The organism is Candidatus Hodarchaeum mangrovi, from assembly GCF_975850365.1.
This window is the reverse complement of sequence record NZ_CDLCQJ010000097.1, coordinates 15,711-30,371: the sequence shown is the minus strand read 5'-3', so window position 1 is coordinate 30,371 and position 14,661 is coordinate 15,711. Positions and strand designations below refer to the sequence as shown.

The 14,661-nt window shown below is 33.3% G+C and carries 15 protein-coding genes; 7 read left to right on the top strand and 8 right to left on the bottom strand.

The genetic code is table 11. The annotated features are described in order from the left end of the window. Positions 1–46: 46 nt before the first annotated feature. From ACWVCY_RS09815 to ACWVCY_RS09800, 4 genes are read left to right on the top strand one after another with little or no spacing between them, the layout of a single operon-like run. Positions 47–613 carry a 2-oxoacid:acceptor oxidoreductase family protein gene (locus ACWVCY_RS09815; protein ID WP_455142527.1) on the top strand — a complete coding sequence of 189 codons (567 nt, stop codon included), beginning with the start codon at positions 47–49 and terminating at the stop codon, positions 611–613. A 15-nt stretch (positions 614–628) separates the two neighbouring features. Then, positions 629–904, top strand: a complete 276-nt coding sequence (locus ACWVCY_RS09810; protein WP_455142525.1) for a 4Fe-4S binding protein — start codon at positions 629–631, stop codon at positions 902–904. 10 nt (positions 905–914) lie between these two features. Next, complete coding sequence (locus tag ACWVCY_RS09805) at positions 915–2,057, top strand: transketolase C-terminal domain-containing protein (RefSeq protein ID WP_455142523.1); 1,143 nt, start codon at positions 915–917, stop codon at positions 2,055–2,057. A 14-nt stretch (positions 2,058–2,071) separates the two neighbouring features. Beyond that, positions 2,072–2,959 carry a thiamine pyrophosphate-dependent enzyme gene (locus ACWVCY_RS09800; protein ID WP_455142521.1) on the top strand — a complete coding sequence of 296 codons (888 nt, stop codon included), beginning with the start codon at positions 2,072–2,074 and terminating at the stop codon, positions 2,957–2,959. An 89-nt stretch (positions 2,960–3,048) separates the two neighbouring features. Here the strand turns inward: ACWVCY_RS09800 and ACWVCY_RS09795 are convergent, their stop codons facing one another. Together ACWVCY_RS09795 and ACWVCY_RS09790 are read right to left on the bottom strand one after the other, a co-directional pair. Continuing rightward, positions 3,049–4,662, bottom strand: a complete 1,614-nt coding sequence (locus tag ACWVCY_RS09795; RefSeq protein WP_455142519.1) for a tRNA uridine(34) 5-carboxymethylaminomethyl modification radical SAM/GNAT enzyme Elp3 — start codon at positions 4,660–4,662, stop codon at positions 3,049–3,051. Positions 4,663–4,680: 18 nt separating this feature from the next. Then, on the bottom strand, positions 4,681–5,715 hold the full coding sequence (locus ACWVCY_RS09790; RefSeq protein ID WP_455142517.1) for a hypothetical protein: 1,035 nt from the start codon (positions 5,713–5,715) through the stop codon (positions 4,681–4,683). Between the two features lie 134 nt (positions 5,716–5,849). On the opposite strand from ACWVCY_RS09790, the gene ACWVCY_RS09785 reads away from it, so the two are divergent. Together ACWVCY_RS09785 and ACWVCY_RS09780 are read left to right on the top strand one after the other, a co-directional pair. Next, positions 5,850–6,863: a sugar phosphate nucleotidyltransferase gene (locus tag ACWVCY_RS09785; protein ID WP_455142515.1), complete on the top strand. Its 1,014-nt coding sequence runs from the start codon at positions 5,850–5,852 to the stop codon at positions 6,861–6,863. A 22-nt stretch (positions 6,864–6,885) separates the two neighbouring features. After that, complete coding sequence (locus tag ACWVCY_RS09780) at positions 6,886–7,185, top strand: MazG nucleotide pyrophosphohydrolase domain-containing protein (RefSeq protein WP_455142513.1); 300 nt, start codon at positions 6,886–6,888, stop codon at positions 7,183–7,185. A gap of 11 nt (positions 7,186–7,196) precedes the next feature. On the opposite strand, the gene ACWVCY_RS09775 is transcribed toward ACWVCY_RS09780, so the two are convergent. The 3 genes from ACWVCY_RS09775 to nadA all read right to left on the bottom strand — a co-directional run bounded on the left by ACWVCY_RS09775 (position 7,197) and on the right by nadA (position 9,972). Next, complete coding sequence (locus tag ACWVCY_RS09775; RefSeq protein ID WP_455142511.1) at positions 7,197–7,916, bottom strand: DapH/DapD/GlmU-related protein; 720 nt, start codon at positions 7,914–7,916, stop codon at positions 7,197–7,199. A 259-nt stretch (positions 7,917–8,175) separates the two neighbouring features. Next, on the bottom strand, positions 8,176–9,036 hold the full coding sequence (nadC, locus tag ACWVCY_RS09770; protein WP_455142509.1) for a carboxylating nicotinate-nucleotide diphosphorylase: 861 nt from the start codon (positions 9,034–9,036) through the stop codon (positions 8,176–8,178). A gap of 21 nt (positions 9,037–9,057) precedes the next feature. Beyond that, complete coding sequence (gene nadA, locus ACWVCY_RS09765) at positions 9,058–9,972, bottom strand: quinolinate synthase NadA (protein ID WP_455142507.1); 915 nt, start codon at positions 9,970–9,972, stop codon at positions 9,058–9,060. 144 nt (positions 9,973–10,116) lie between these two features. Here nadA and ACWVCY_RS09760 point away from each other — a divergent pair, with 144 nt between their 5' ends. After that, a complete protein-coding gene (locus ACWVCY_RS09760) occupies positions 10,117–10,818 on the top strand; it encodes a Dph6-related ATP pyrophosphatase (RefSeq protein WP_455142505.1) in 702 nt (233 codons plus the stop codon). A gap of 33 nt (positions 10,819–10,851) precedes the next feature. On the opposite strand, the gene ACWVCY_RS09755 is transcribed toward ACWVCY_RS09760, so the two are convergent. The 3 genes from ACWVCY_RS09755 to ACWVCY_RS09745 form a co-directional block, all read right to left on the bottom strand. Then, positions 10,852–11,715 carry an archaellin/type IV pilin N-terminal domain-containing protein gene (locus ACWVCY_RS09755; RefSeq protein WP_455142503.1) on the bottom strand — a complete coding sequence of 288 codons (864 nt, stop codon included), beginning with the start codon at positions 11,713–11,715 and terminating at the stop codon, positions 10,852–10,854. A 374-nt stretch (positions 11,716–12,089) separates the two neighbouring features. Then, complete coding sequence (locus ACWVCY_RS09750) at positions 12,090–13,955, bottom strand: hypothetical protein (RefSeq protein WP_455142501.1); 1,866 nt, start codon at positions 13,953–13,955, stop codon at positions 12,090–12,092. 48 nt (positions 13,956–14,003) lie between these two features. Beyond that, a complete protein-coding gene (locus tag ACWVCY_RS09745; RefSeq protein ID WP_455142499.1) occupies positions 14,004–14,636 on the bottom strand; it encodes an L-threonylcarbamoyladenylate synthase in 633 nt (210 codons plus the stop codon). Between the last annotated feature and the right edge of the window lie 25 nt (positions 14,637–14,661).

The window sequence follows — 14,661 nt, the reverse complement described above, 5'->3', positions numbered from 1 at the left end:
CAATGATTGTTTTCCTAAGTTTATCAAAACTGGATGGAATATCATTATGATGACTGAAATTCGGATTGTGAGCAGGGGAGGTCAAGGTGGGGTTACTGGTGCCAAAATTCTCGCGTATGCGGGGCATATTGATGGTAAATTCGTTCAAGCAATACCTAAATACGGAGCAGAACGAAAAGGAGCCCCAATTTACGCGGATGTTAGAATAGCAGATGAACATGTCAAAACTCATGCACCTGTTATTGCATCCAATACGCACAGTTGGATAGTCCTTGAACCATCATTGATTGGGTCTCTTCCCTTTAATCAGCTTAGAGAAGGTACAATCATAATTATTAATGCACAAGAGGTACCTCCAGCTTTAAGAAATCGCCCTAATCTTAAAATTGGACTAGTAGATGCAATGAAAATTGCAGAGGAATGTGGATTAGTGAAGTCTGGTACTTTTCTAGTGAGTACAACTATGCTGGGTGCATGGATTAAAGCTACTAAATTAATTACTCTTGATGCCTTAAAAAAAGCCATTAAACATCAATTTGGGGAGGGCGGGCTAACAGAGGCAAATATCAAATCTATTGAGTTAGCTTATGATCAATTTGAATATAAAAATTAAGAAGGTGTCAATTCGATGGATGAAGAAACAAGCCTTAAAGATCCTGTACTCCCTTTAGGTAGACCAATAATTGGATCAGCTGGAGAAACAGGTGATTGGAGAACCAAAAAGCCAGTTCTTATTGAAGAAAAATGCATTAAATGTTATCAATGTTGGATATCTTGTCCAGAAGGAACAATTCGGGTGGATGGAAAGGATCAATATCCCTATGTTGATTACGTTTATTGTAAAGGGTGTGGAATTTGTGTTCATGTCTGTCCAAAGGATGCATTAAATATGGAACCAGAATAGGTGAGGAAGAATGGTACAAACATATAAAAAATCAGATATAGAATTATTAACAGGAAATAAGGCGGTTGCCACTGCTGTAAAACTAGCTCGTCCACAGGTGATAGCTGCTTATCCCATAACACCTCAAACTGAGATTGTTGAAAGCCTTTCCTCAATGGTTGCGAGGGGAGAATTAGATGCGGAGTTCATTGCGGTTGAAAGTGAACATAGTGCGATGGGAGCAGCTATTGGAGCTTCACTGGGAGGAGTTCGGACTTTCACAGCCACCAGTTCCCATGGGTTACTGTATATGGGAGAACTTGTATTTTGGGCTGGAATGACACGGGTCCCAATCGTAATGCCCGTTGTGAATCGATCACTCAACCCTTGGAATATTTGGCCAGATCATCAAGATTCAATGGCCTTTAGGGATGCTGGTTGGATTCAATTCTATGCTAAAAATAATCAAGAAGTCCTAGATTTAACTCTGTGTGCCTTTAAAATTGCAGAACATCACAAAATTTGGATGCCTGTAATGGTGTGTCTAGATGGATTCATTCTCAGTCATACTTCAGCTCAAGTTAAAGTTCCAGATCAATCAGAGGTTGATAAGTTTCTTCCCAAGTTCAACCCATTAATAATGTTAGATCCCGATGATCCTTTTGCTCATGGTTCTCTTACTGATTCTAAAGGAATATGGGAACAAAGAATGTCATTAATTGATGGATTTAATAATGCAAGAGTAATTATTCCCAAAGTCTTTCGTGAATTTACAGAAATGTTTGGACGTCTTGGGGATTATATGATAGAGGTAACTGGAGATCTAAACAAGGCTGATATCGCTGTTTTTGCTTTAGGAACAATGGGTGAAGAAGCAGAAATGTCATTGGATATCCTAGGAGAAAAAGGAATAAGGAGTGTAATAGTAAGACCCCGTGTTTTTCGTCCATTTCCACGTGAGGAATTAATTCAAATCTTGAAAAAAGTGTCCAAAGTTCTTGTTATCGACAGATCAGTATCTTTTGGAAATGCAGGACCACTAGCTATTGAGATACAAGCAGAGTTATTTGCAAATAAATTAGATATTGAATTTCATCAAAAAATTATGGGTCTTGGTGGAATGGATGTCACATATGTCAATATTGCAGAAGAAGTAGAAAAAATTATGAAATAGAGGAGAATGATAAAATGAGTATTAAAATTGAAGATATGCTTGACCGTCCTGATGTTTTACTCAGAGGAAATTTCGCCTGTGCAGGATGTGGTTTATCGATTGCTTATAGATCCGTTATTTCTGCATTAGAACGACCAATTGTTGTCATTCCTGCTTGTTGTGCCTCCGTAATTCAAAGTCTTCATCCTAATGTTACTTATAATGTTCCAACACTAAATATTGCATTTGCTGCTCATGCTAGTGCTGCCTCTGGGATTTCGCGAGCAAAGAAAAAAAGAAATGAAAAAGTAACAACTGTTGTTTGGTCAGGTGATGGGGGAACTTATGATATTGGACTTGCTACATGGTCTGGTGCTGCTGAAAGGAATGAAAATATCCTGCATTGTTGTTATGATAATGGTTTTTACTCAAATACAGGTGCTCAACGAAGTGGAGCAACTCCTCGCGGAGCAGTTACAACAACTACACCTTTCGGTAAACAAGAAAAACGTAAAAGTGTTGCAAGGATTATGGCTGCTCATGATATTCCTTATATCGCTACAGCTTCAGTTGGTTATCTAAGAGACTTATATACCAAAGCTCAAAAAGCAAGCCAGATTAGGGGTTACCGGTTCATTCTGATTGATGCCCCATGTCCAACTGGGTGGAATTCAGATCCTGCTATTACACCTGAACTTGGAGAATTGGCTGTTAAAACGGGATATTTTCCCCTTTATGAAATTGAAAATGGGAAATTAACTTTCAGTAAACGAGGAGAAAAATATCGTGATCCCAATAAGAGGATTCCAATTGAAGAATATCTGAAAAGACAAGGCCGATTCAAAAGCATGTCTCCCCAACAGATTGACACTTTAAAAAGTGATATTCAATATGAATGGGAAAGATTAAGTCGATTGGAATAATAAAAATCCTCTTTCAGGAAAAAAATGTGTAATATCATATTTGATATTTATTCAACATAAAAATACCTTATTTAAGGTGAACTAATAAATTATAATATGTTTTTAGCCATATATGGATTCCTGAAAACATACCCGAACTTTTGATAATAATCTCGAACTCCTAATCCTGAGGTAACAAAAATTCTAGAATAACCATTCTCTCTTGTTATTTCTTCTGCTAATTCAATCAATTTTTTTCCAATTCCACGGTGTTGCCATTCAAATCGTTTTGGTAATTTTCCCAACTTAACGAGTTTTCCATATACATGTAACTCCCGAATAATTGTTGAAGGCTTTTCTTTAAGAATTGGATGAAAAAGTTTAGAAGAAGGTTCTCTTAATCGAAGAAAACCAAAAATTGTCATTCGATCTTCGGTTTCAAAGGAAATAAAATGTTCAATGCCTTCTGAAGCGGGATAGCTTTCAATATAATAATTCAAATCTTGTTGAACCCAAGAATTATCTTTTAAGTTTATTTTATGTCCTATTTCTCTGCATCGAATACATTTACACGTTTTATTTTGAGCATGGAGTCTTTCCTTTGCTAATTCTCTTAAATTTCCTGAATTTATTCCGTTAATTATTAGATAAGCAGGAATATCTCGTTGAACACGTTGGATTCTGATAAATGGAGGTGTAATAGCTTTGATTTGTGCGATAACCTCGATAACTTCCTCTGAGCTGTATGGTTGATACTCTTCGTTTTTCCACATATTAAAAAGGGGTGTATTTGGTAAAACAAGTGTTGGATAAATTTTTAATGCATCTGGAACGAATTTAGGATTGGTAAAGAGGGTTTTGAACATTCTTATATCATCATTTGGGGTTTGAAATAAATTGGGCATCATATGTACCGTAACCTTGAGTCCCCCATCCCTTGAATATCGAATTGCATTAATGACATCATCAATTGAATGATGTCTTTGAACTCTTTTTAGAACACTTTCTGATAGAGTTTGAACTCCAATCTCAACCCAAGTACCTCCATATTCTAGTATTTGATTAACATGTGCCTCTTTACAATAATCAGGACGAGTTTCAAAAGTAATTCCAACATTTCTATTCAAACTTGCTTGAGCATAGATTTTTGCTTCATTTAGATTTGGCGATTTTTGGCCGGTTACTCCATCCAAGCATTCTTTTATGAAATATTCTTGATAATCTTTCGTATTCGCAAGAAATGTTCCTCCCATAATAACAAGGTGAATTTTGTCAATTGGATGACCTATACTACTCAATTGCTCCAAACGGGCAACAACTTGACTTTTTGGATCAAATTGGTTTTGAAGCCCTCTCATAGCAGCAGGTTCCCGTCCTGTGTAAGATTTGGGAGCCCCAATCACATCAGGACAATAAATACATTTTCCTGGACAAGGAGAAGGTTTAGTCATTACTGCAACTACAGCAATTCCACTTAAAGTCCTAACTCGACGAACTTGAAGAAATTGGATAAGAAATTCTCTGTCACCTTCCGATAATTCATTAGATGAAGTTAAAAATTCAAGAATTTCAGAATTTCTTACAAATCTATTTAACTGATATTTTTTAGCTATTTCTCTTTTTAATGTTTCAAGTTTTGATCGTGAAATTTGAGTTTCACCTAAAATTATATGAACTATTTCACCTAGTGCTTGATTTAGTGGTTTATTAATGGGATTTTCCACTCTAAAGAACTCCGACGATCAAATTCCAGAAAAGAATGGTATTGAGAATAATAATACAATTATGGCAATCAATGTATGGATTAATAGAATAATCAAAACATTTTGTTTTTCAGTTACTCTTCTAAAATAAGGAATGAACCAATAAACTGTATAAGGGCATGGTGCTAGAATATATCCATCCTGATCAATACTAGCAATTTTCACAGTTTGATGGGTATATAAATAGAGTAAAAATAGCATAAAGTTAATAAAATGAATCCCAAACAGGCCTATAGCTAAACGATCCATGTTTCCAATTATAAGAGCTGTTATGATTCCTGTTCCTAATGTTAAAGTTCCTGTATCTCCAATAAGGATTTTAGCAGGATACCAATTATATTTAAGGAGAATTAAAGATCCTCCAAGAAGTGATGTTACAAATAAGGTAATTATTCCACTCGTATCAATAAAAAGTGACAGTAAAAGGATAATACTTAATGATATAACACCATTCCCTGCTTCTAACCCATTAAACCCTGCTAGCATATTAAAGGAATTAAAAGCAAAATTAATAGCTAGGGGAATAATAACTAACGAATAAAGATTAATGTAACCAATTATTGGTAATTCTATTAGATGTCCAAGATCAAGTACTCCTAAAATACCCAGATCAATGTTACTCTTTCCTACTTTTAGTGCCATTAGTGGAATTGCAGGAAGAAAACCTAATAGAATTTTATCTCTCCAACGAATTTTGAACACATCATCAAGAAATCCAATTAATCCTGCAATAACAATACTAAGTAATCCTGCAAGAAGCGTTTCAAAATCCTGTGTATTAGGATTGGTTAGTTCCCATATAAATATTATAATCAGAATGGTAAATATAAAACTAATAAGACTTGCTAAGCCTCCAGGTTCAGCTATTCTAGGTTTATCTGGTTTATGTGCATCAATTGTTGTTATTCCGCTCCTTAATGATGATCTAATAACCCAAGGCATTAATGAACGAGTAATAATCGCTGAAATACTTAAAGCAAGAAACCCAATTAACAGGATTTGAATGGAAACCATTAATTTTACACCAAACTATAGATCTACTGTCTATTTTCACAAAATTGAAAATGCATTTTAAGCATATAACTAATGTCCAAACAATAATTTTCATTCTATTAACATGAGCTATTAATTCTCGTGGAGTTAATTTTATGCGTTGTATAATTCCTGCAGCTGGAAAAGGAACTAGGTTACGTCCTCACACCCATACAAAACCTAAAGCACTTCTTTCTCTATCTAATAAACCACTTATCTCACATATTCTAGATAGTGTTATAGAAGCTGGTATAACTGAGATTATAATAATAGTTGGATATGAAAAAGAGAAATTAATGGAATATATTAAATTGCATCATAGCCAAGGTTGTGATCTTGTTTTTATAGAACAAAAAGAAAGGAAGGGGCTAGGACACGCAATTTACACAGCTTTAGAGTATCTTGATGGGGAACCTATCTTAATTGCTTTAGGTGATAGTTTATATGAGAATTCATTTAGTCAAATGATCCAAGAATTTAATAAATATCCAAAATGGGATGGAGCAATAACCATTAAAGAGGTAAATAATCCACAATCTTATGGTAATGTCATTACTGAAGAAGATTCAATGATAATAAAGGAGCTAGAAGAAAAACCAAAGAATCCCAGATCTTTAAAAGCCATCACAGGTATTTATATAATCAGAAACTCTTTAAAATTAAATTATGCTTTATCAGAGCTAGTAAAACGTAACCAATTAGGTTCAGGTGGTGAAATTCAACTCACTGATGCCTTGCAGTTGATTATTGAAGAGGGTGGTGTTTTAGGAACCATTGACTCAGGAAAATGGTTCGATTGTGGAAAAAAAGCAGCTCTCCTCTTAGCTAATGAATATGTTTTAAGTAAAAAAGACCAACCAAGTATAAAATCCAAGCTAAATAATAGTATAATTATTCCTCCTGTAGCAATAGCAGAAAATTGCATTATTTTAAATTCTATAATTGGTCCTTACGTCAGTATAGACAAGGGTACTCATATCGAAAGATCTATAATTTCCTCCTCAATTATTGGGGCTCATACGGTAATTAAAAATGCTAGCATACACGAATCCCTTATCGGAGATGAAGTTGAATTGAAAGGTGGATTTAGTGATTTAGATATCGGGGACCATTCTAAAATTCAAACTTGATGATATAATAGTGATGATTTAGATGGAAAATTCAGATATTAAGAGATTTCAACAGTTAATGGAAGAACTATATGGTATTCGTGATAAAAGAAGGGGTATTGAAAAAACCTTATTATGGCTTTTAACAGAGGTTGGGGAGCTTATGAAAGCCTATTTAAAAGATGATATTACAGAAATGAAAGGAGAAGTAGCAGATATTTTTGCTTGGTTAAGTTCTACCTGCAATTTACTAAAAATCGATCTTGCAGAAGTTTCTTGGGAAAAATATCCATTAAATTGCCCCAAATGTTGTAATAATCCTTGTAATTGTCCTGAATTATAATTTTTATTGGATTATTTTTCATACTCTTTTTTCTTTATATCATAATCTATTCTTCTCATAAAAATTTTTGCTGGAGACCCCTTTATCACAACATTGTCAGGAACATCAGTTGTCACCAAGCTTCCTGCTGCGATTATTGATCCAGTTCCTATAGTAATACCAGGTAATATAATAGATCCTATTCCAATTATAACATTATCTTTGACTTTAACTCCAGTTAATTTACTACTAACGGGGTAAGTATCATTTGCAAATCGAACACTTGGTCCTAGGAATACATTATCACCAATCTCAATTTTAGGTGGAATGAAATTCAGAGATTGAATTCTAGCTTTTTTTCCAATTCTTACACCTCCGTCGAGGACTGAACCACTTCCGATTATGCTCCCTTCTCCAATAACACAGTCTTCTCTTATTATGACATTGGTACCTGTTTCAACATTATTTTCAAGAATTGTACGTTCGTATATCGTGGTATATGGACGTATATGATTATAATCGCCGAGAGAAGAACCTGAAGAAATACTATCAAAATCCTCTTCTAGCTTTTTTTGATTTTTATTTTTAACCATAATCTCCTTTGTTTTTGATCGTACGGGATACCCAATAATACTATAGGAATCTATAATTGAATTAGTACCTATATAGCTATTACCATAAATTAATGTATTTAAAGCTATTTTTGAGCTTTTTATATCTGCTTTCTTTGAAATAAAACCAGGTTTAATCATCAAAAATATCTCCTAATGATTTGATTAGTTTAAAGATGTTTCTATAGTATCAGAGGGCAAATATAGGGAAACAATAAATGTCATTATACAAATTAGAAGGTAAATAAGTAGTTCATTTCCCTGAAGTAAATTTATAGGTAACAATGGTGAGAATATGAGCAAAACAAAAAAAATTAAGAAAGCTGCCAGAACCGAAATTATCACATTACGGATTATCGTTTTTAAATTCATATAAATCACTTTTTTTTATGTATAATATCTATTCAGGAATAATTTTCAAAGAAAAATCAATTGACTTTACAGAATGAGTTAATGAACCAATAGAAATTATGTCTATCCCATTAATTAAGTAGTTTTTAAGATTTTTATCTGAAATTCCTCCGCTTACTTCAATTAGAGGACGAGACTCTATTGAAAGTTTTTCTAAACTTTTTAAGGCTTTCTGGATCATTTCAATAGAAAAATCATCAAGCATGATAATATCTGGCTTATAAGCCAATGCAATTTGAAATTCTTTGAGATTTTCAACTTCAATTTCAATTTTTTTTGAAAAAGAGGTTTTTTCAAAAGCTATACGTAAAATATTATCAATATTTACATCTTTTGAAATCTTTAAATGATTTTCTTTGATCAAAACAGTATCAGAAAGATTCATTCGGTGAGTATCACCTCCTCCTATTTCCACGGCATATTTTTCAAAAAATCTAAAACCAGGAGTGGTTTTTCGTGTTGCCGCAATTTTAATGTTCAACCCTGCATCTTTAACCAACTTCACAAGGCTTTGTGTATAAGTTGTTATCCCTGATAATCTCATTAGTAGATTTAATGCTGTTCGTTCGATTAAAAGGATATCACGACTTAACCCTCTCATTTCTAAAACTGTATCACCTTTATTAATTGGTGTTCCATCTAAATATTTTGAATGAGTTTGAATATGAAATAGCTGACAAAGTATTTCACAAAATTCAATACCAGAGAGAATAGCTGCCTCTTTTGCAGTAATATGAGCTTTAATATGTTTATTTGGAATTAGATGACTAGTAACATCTCCAAAAGCTGCATCTTCTTCAATTAAAGCGATTAATTTCTTTTCTAATAGTTTTTGTGGCAAATAGCCCATTTAAAATCCACTCTTAGCTTTTTAGGATAGCTGAAACATTCTTTCAATACATCTTCGTGAATGATTTGATATTTCACTTGGAATTTGAATTTGGTATCTTTCATATAAAAGTGAAAGATAAAGATTGTACAAAGTGATTTTCTTTTGTTGAATACAAATTGCTTCATTTAATAAGGGAATGAATTTTTTGTCTGGATATTCCTTTCTTAATCGATCTAAAAGACCGAGTTCTGTACCAATAATAAATTCTTTAGATTTAGAATGAGAGACCTCGATTATCATTCCTGCAGTAGAGGTAACTTTATCTGCTAGATCTTGAACTGCAGGTTCAGTTTCAGGATGTACGATTACTTCAGCATGAGGATATAGTTCTTTCTTCCTTCTAACGTCTGAAGGTTGAAATTTCTGATGGACGTAACAATATCCATTATCAGGAATTGGAATGATCTTTTTATCAGGAACTTTTTGTTGTATGTAATATGCAAGATTTTTATCAGGACCAATTAATATCTCTCTTTCTTTGATTGAAGAAATAACTTTTACAGCGTTTCCTGAAGTGATGCAAATATCTGCAAATGCTCTTGATTCAGCTGTTGAATTTATATATAAAGCAACAATTGCATTGGGATACTTCGTTTTATATTCGGTTATGATTTTTGGAGAAAGCATATAAGCCATCGGACATTTTACCATGGTAGAAGGTATTATAACTTTTTTAGACGGATTTAAAATTGCAGCTGTTTCAGCCATAAACTCTGCTCCTGCAAATACAATTAGATTAGCCTTTATTTTACTAACTTTATGTGCTAATTCTAAGCTATCTCCAGTAAAATCTGCTAAATCTTGAATAATGGGAGCTTGATAGTTATGAGCCAGTAAAATTGCGTTCTTTTGCTTTTTTAACACCATTATCTCATTTATCAAATCTTGTGACAATTCATTACTCTCAAGGTTTATTTTTCAATTCCCACAATGAGTTATTGAATGAAAAACAAAGTAGCTATTTTTTGGGTCAATTAATAGATCTTTAAGATGAGAAGATATAAATTTCCAAACAAACAACATTCCCTCAAATAAGTGGTGTTATTTATTCAGGTTACATGTCTTGTTTCAGGTGGAAAAGATTCTGTTTTAGCACTCTGGGTAGCTTTACATAAATATGAGGTACAATCAATTGTCACGATTCAAACAGAAAAATCTGATAGTTATCTATTTCACATTCCCAATAGTAGACATGTAGGATTAATCGCTACTATGCTCAAAATTCCTCATTTAACAGCGTACTCTAATGATAATAATCCAAATCGTGAATTAATGGTGTTAAAAGATATTTTGGAAGAAACCAAAGCAGAAGCTGTTATTACAGGAGGCATAAGATCTGATTTTCAGCGTTACAAGTTTAATCGTGCTGCTAAATTGGCAGGGATGAAATGTTTTAATCCTTTATGGAGATTAAAACCTGAAAAACTCATTTCAGAGTTTCTTACAAATAATTTTAATGTGATTTTTGTTGCGGTGGCTTCCATGGGATTTAGTAAAGATTTATTAGGAAAAAAGATTACCTTTGAAACATTAGAGAGAATAAGAAAAAATATGCCTGGAACGGATTTATCTTTAACAGGAGAGGGTGGGGAATATGAATCTTTTGTTCTAGATGCACCATTTTTTCCATCAGAAATCAGAATTCTCAGATCCAAAGTACACTGGGATGAAACAAGAGAAGAAGGATCATATGAAATTCTAGAGGCTAAACTTGTTGAAAAAGACTCATATTTCAGATAACAATGATCCGTTGAAATTGAGAATTGAATTTTTTTATCCTTCATATGTGAGAATAAAGTTGGCTGTCGCTAATAATCTATTATCAACAGTATTCCATAAAAAAAGCAGTACCAAATAGTTTTCAGACACGGCTACTTGTGAAGTTGGACGAATTGTAAAATTAGCACTTGGAAAATTGGTATTCTCAAACTTTAATAATGAGAAAAAGTAGCTTGATGTATTAACATTATCAAGTTCAAAATAAATTTTTGACGATGAGTCTGTTGTGAATTCTAGCTTTAACTCAAGGTCTAAACTGCCATAATTTTGAATTGTAATGGGTACATTCAATCCTCCAACAGGAAGTGTAGGATCAATTGGAGGAGATATAGTTACTGGCCCATAAGTATCTCCAATCTTTAAAATTTCTGATTTAAATTTCTTTGCTGAACGTGGATTATCTGATCCCTCTGGATAGATGGTAACTTCCAAATAAATTGTATCATTTTGGGGTGTTAATTCTGATGGATTATTCTCTGGTTCACAAGAAATAGGGAAGGTTTGAATACTCAAAGCAGGAAGAATTATCTCATTAACATCTAGGTTTAAAGTCCACCCCTCAATAGTTGTAAGGTTAAACCAGCTTAAAGTAAAGCTATCAGAAAAGATTCTGACATTAGATCTTTCGATATTCTGAATTGTTACCTCAAATTGATCAATGTATATATCATCGTCAGTTGTTTTAAATTCTGAAATTGAAATGATGTCTATTTTTAAGGGAGTAGGAGCAGTAAACGTACCAAACATTACTATAGCAACTCCTATACCAGCTACGACAACAAGACCTATTAACAAGACAGTAGCGATAACAGGAGAAACTCCACGCGATTTTCTTTGAAATTTCTTGAAATAATTCATTTTACCTATACTCCACGCATGAATTTCAAACAATCAGAATATTTGTCTTCTTCTTTGCATTTCCTAGATGAAAAGAACATGAATTACTAATTTAAAAACTCACTTTTTTACAAGAAATTCTTGTCATTTATCATTTTATGAAGTTTTTTCTAACATTCGATTTCCAAAACCTATAATTGAGATTTTAACTTTTTATTTCCATTGCACCTAAATAAGGGGAAATAGATGGAAAATAAGTTTGACTGGAATAAGAACAAAGATATCAGCCTTAGCTTTTCTGCTATTCCGGACGGAAATCAACATCATCGCAACGGGTATGCCTCTGTTGTCCGATACAATAGCAGACTTTGCCTTAAAGCTCCATTAGTCCAAATTTACCATCTAGAGAAACCAATTCCACAAATTTCTGAAATCAATAGTAAAAAGAGGGCAATTTCCTCCATTTCTTTATTTGAATCACTTGTTACAAAAACTACTCCTTCTCCTTTTTTCAATGGCTCTAAAATAGTTGATAATATAGTGTCTTGAGTTTTTGCGAGGGTCCAAAGTGCTTCTTGTTCTAATGCTTTGCGCATATCTGCTTCTTCTATGAATTTAGTAAATTTCGAGGGAATTTTTTCTTTCACGTAATCACGATAGGGTGGAATAATAAGAATTGATCCATCTCGTGGGATTTTAAAGCGAGGAGAAAGATCATATCGTTTTAATTGGGTTTGAGTTAAATATTCAACAATACTTAACCATAGAAGCGCTCTTAATGCAATCTGGATTTTATCAATAAGTCCTTCAATTAAGATATGGTTATGTTGAAGCTGTATTTCTCCTCCAATCCTGACAGATAAATCTTCAAGAGTGTCCTTAAAAGCTGATAATCGGTCCTCAGGTATACATACGTGAATGGCGAAATGATTGTCAACTCCTTGGAAAATTCGAATTTCAATATTCTTTCCATCATAATCTAATACTTGGGATTCGGTGATACTAATTGCATAAGGTGCAGTATCGAGAATAATAGGTAAACCATCAAACTTATAGGCAAGACCACTTTTTCTTGCGTTATCTAATCTTGCTAGCACTTCTGTGCTTACTTTTTGCGAAGGAATTGGTCTGATAGTCGTTGGTTTGACTTCTGCTTCAGTTTTTATCTTAGGTTCTGGATATAATCGATCAGGTATAATTGGGATAGAATCAGGTTCTGCAGATATCACAATCTCTGGTTTCACTTTTGGTATGGAAGATAATTGAACTTCAGCAGCTTTAGAAGGATGTGATTCAACAGTTAAACCTGAAAGGTCTGGAATTAGGTCTTCTTTTCTTTTCGGTGTAGAAATAGAGAGTTCACGGAGTTTTTGCATTAGTTGGGTTGACATTGTTACTACAATATCTTTTCCAGGTTGTAAAACTGTATTTAGTAGAATTTCATTACGGATGAAAACATCCTCTTTTCGTGGGAGTAAAGCTATTGATTGAGCAATTTCATATGCATCTGCATTTGTAATAAAATTTCTCATTTTAGCTGCATTAGACTGATCCCCAAATAACCTAGCAATAACATCATAAACTTCTTCACTCGGTTCTGCGGAGAAATATTGGCGTAGAGGAGATTTTTGTCCTAGGACTAGAATGTTATCATTCTCTTCAATGCTAGGTAAAGGAGTAAATGATAGAATTTTCATCCGTTCAGATTTCAAAACATTTTCTCTAAGCTCTGTTTGATTGTTTGGATCCACAAAATGGATATTGGAGGTTAATTGCTCTATTCCAAATTGTAAATCATGTGCAAAAGCAGTTAAAATTACTAGTGCACCTAATATACCGCTTGGAGTTCTTGGAATAAGAAATACTGAATCATATGGTGCAGCTAATATCTGATAGAAACAATCAAGATGTTTGTTTTGTGCATCTAATATATTTCCAGCTAAAAACTCTTCAAGAAGCTTAAGAATTATTCCCATCGCTGGAATTACTTGTTTTGCACTTTTTTCTAGTGGGATCAGAACAATTCCAACTAAAGAGTCATTCTGGTTTAGCTGAGAGGTTAAAAATATCATCCGATGATTTTCAAAACGAATAAAATGGATCTGTTCTCCATCTACTATTTTTTCAGAAAAAAGATTAATTACCTGGGTTACGCTTGCAGCGGTCTTCGAGTGTTTGGTGAGAGGTCCATAACCAGAGCTAAAGATTATTCTGTTTTGGTGAATCACAAGGATGTCACTAGTTGATTCAGGGGTACTCATGCTTGTTCAATCGCTTGTACTCCAAACTTGATTTTTAAACTTTGATATTCAAATTATTTGCTTCCACAATAGTTTAAAATTTACTTTACCTTCTCTCAGAATAATTGGATTAGAATAATCGGTAAAATCAACAACAGTAGAGGGAGGATTTAGGGGTAAGGTTCCCTCATCAATCCATAAATCCACATCTTTGAATTTATGCTCATTTATCAAATTATCTATATTATAAACTGGATTATCTCCAGAAATATTGGCTGATGTTCCAATAATAGGAATTCCTAACTTTTTAATAATACTTAATAACATTTTATGATCTGGAACTCGGAACGCAATCTTTTGAAAATTACTTACATTAAGAAATGAAGAGAGTTCATCTTGAGGGGTTCTTATAAAGAAAATACCCGTAAAGCTCCCAGGCCAGACTTCAGCTAACAATCTTTTTATATTCTCTGGGATTTCCAAATATCTATTAATCATTTCTTCAGATATTAGTAAGCTTAATGGCTTGTTTATTGAACGTTCTTTGATTCGATAAATTTTCAAGATGTTTTTATCATTCCATTTCAGTCCAATGGTACCGAGCCCATAACAGGTATCAGTAGGGTAAACAACAATCCTTCCTCTCTGAAAATAATCAATAGCAATTGAAATGCAATCTAAATCTTTAATATTAAGAATCATATGGGGTTCTGCTCTTCAAATTTTA

Bases quoted from the DNA above. Each gene is read 5' to 3' on its own strand.
- ACWVCY_RS09755 (WP_455142503.1), bottom strand. From the start codon at position 11,715: ATGAATTATTTCAAGAAATTTCAAAGAAAATCGCGTGGAGTTTCTCCT.
- ACWVCY_RS09800 (WP_455142521.1), top strand. From the start codon at position 2,072: ATGAGTATTAAAATTGAAGATATGCTTGACCGTCCTGATGTTTTACTC.
- ACWVCY_RS09785 (WP_455142515.1), top strand. From the start codon at position 5,850: ATGCGTTGTATAATTCCTGCAGCTGGAAAAGGAACTAGGTTACGTCCT.
- ACWVCY_RS09790 (WP_455142517.1), bottom strand. From the start codon at position 5,715: ATGGTTTCCATTCAAATCCTGTTAATTGGGTTTCTTGCTTTAAGTATT.
- ACWVCY_RS09750 (WP_455142501.1), bottom strand. From the start codon at position 13,955: ATGAGTACCCCTGAATCAACTAGTGACATCCTTGTGATTCACCAAAAC.
- nadC (WP_455142509.1), bottom strand. From the start codon at position 9,036: ATGGGCTATTTGCCACAAAAACTATTAGAAAAGAAATTAATCGCTTTA.
- ACWVCY_RS09775 (WP_455142511.1), bottom strand. From the start codon at position 7,916: ATGATTAAACCTGGTTTTATTTCAAAGAAAGCAGATATAAAAAGCTCA.
- ACWVCY_RS09780 (WP_455142513.1), top strand. From the start codon at position 6,886: ATGGAAAATTCAGATATTAAGAGATTTCAACAGTTAATGGAAGAACTA.
- ACWVCY_RS09805 (WP_455142523.1), top strand. From the start codon at position 915: ATGGTACAAACATATAAAAAATCAGATATAGAATTATTAACAGGAAAT.
- ACWVCY_RS09815 (WP_455142527.1), top strand. From the start codon at position 47: ATGATGACTGAAATTCGGATTGTGAGCAGGGGAGGTCAAGGTGGGGTT.
- ACWVCY_RS09745 (WP_455142499.1), bottom strand. From the start codon at position 14,636: ATGATTCTTAATATTAAAGATTTAGATTGCATTTCAATTGCTATTGAT.
- ACWVCY_RS09810 (WP_455142525.1), top strand. From the start codon at position 629: ATGGATGAAGAAACAAGCCTTAAAGATCCTGTACTCCCTTTAGGTAGA.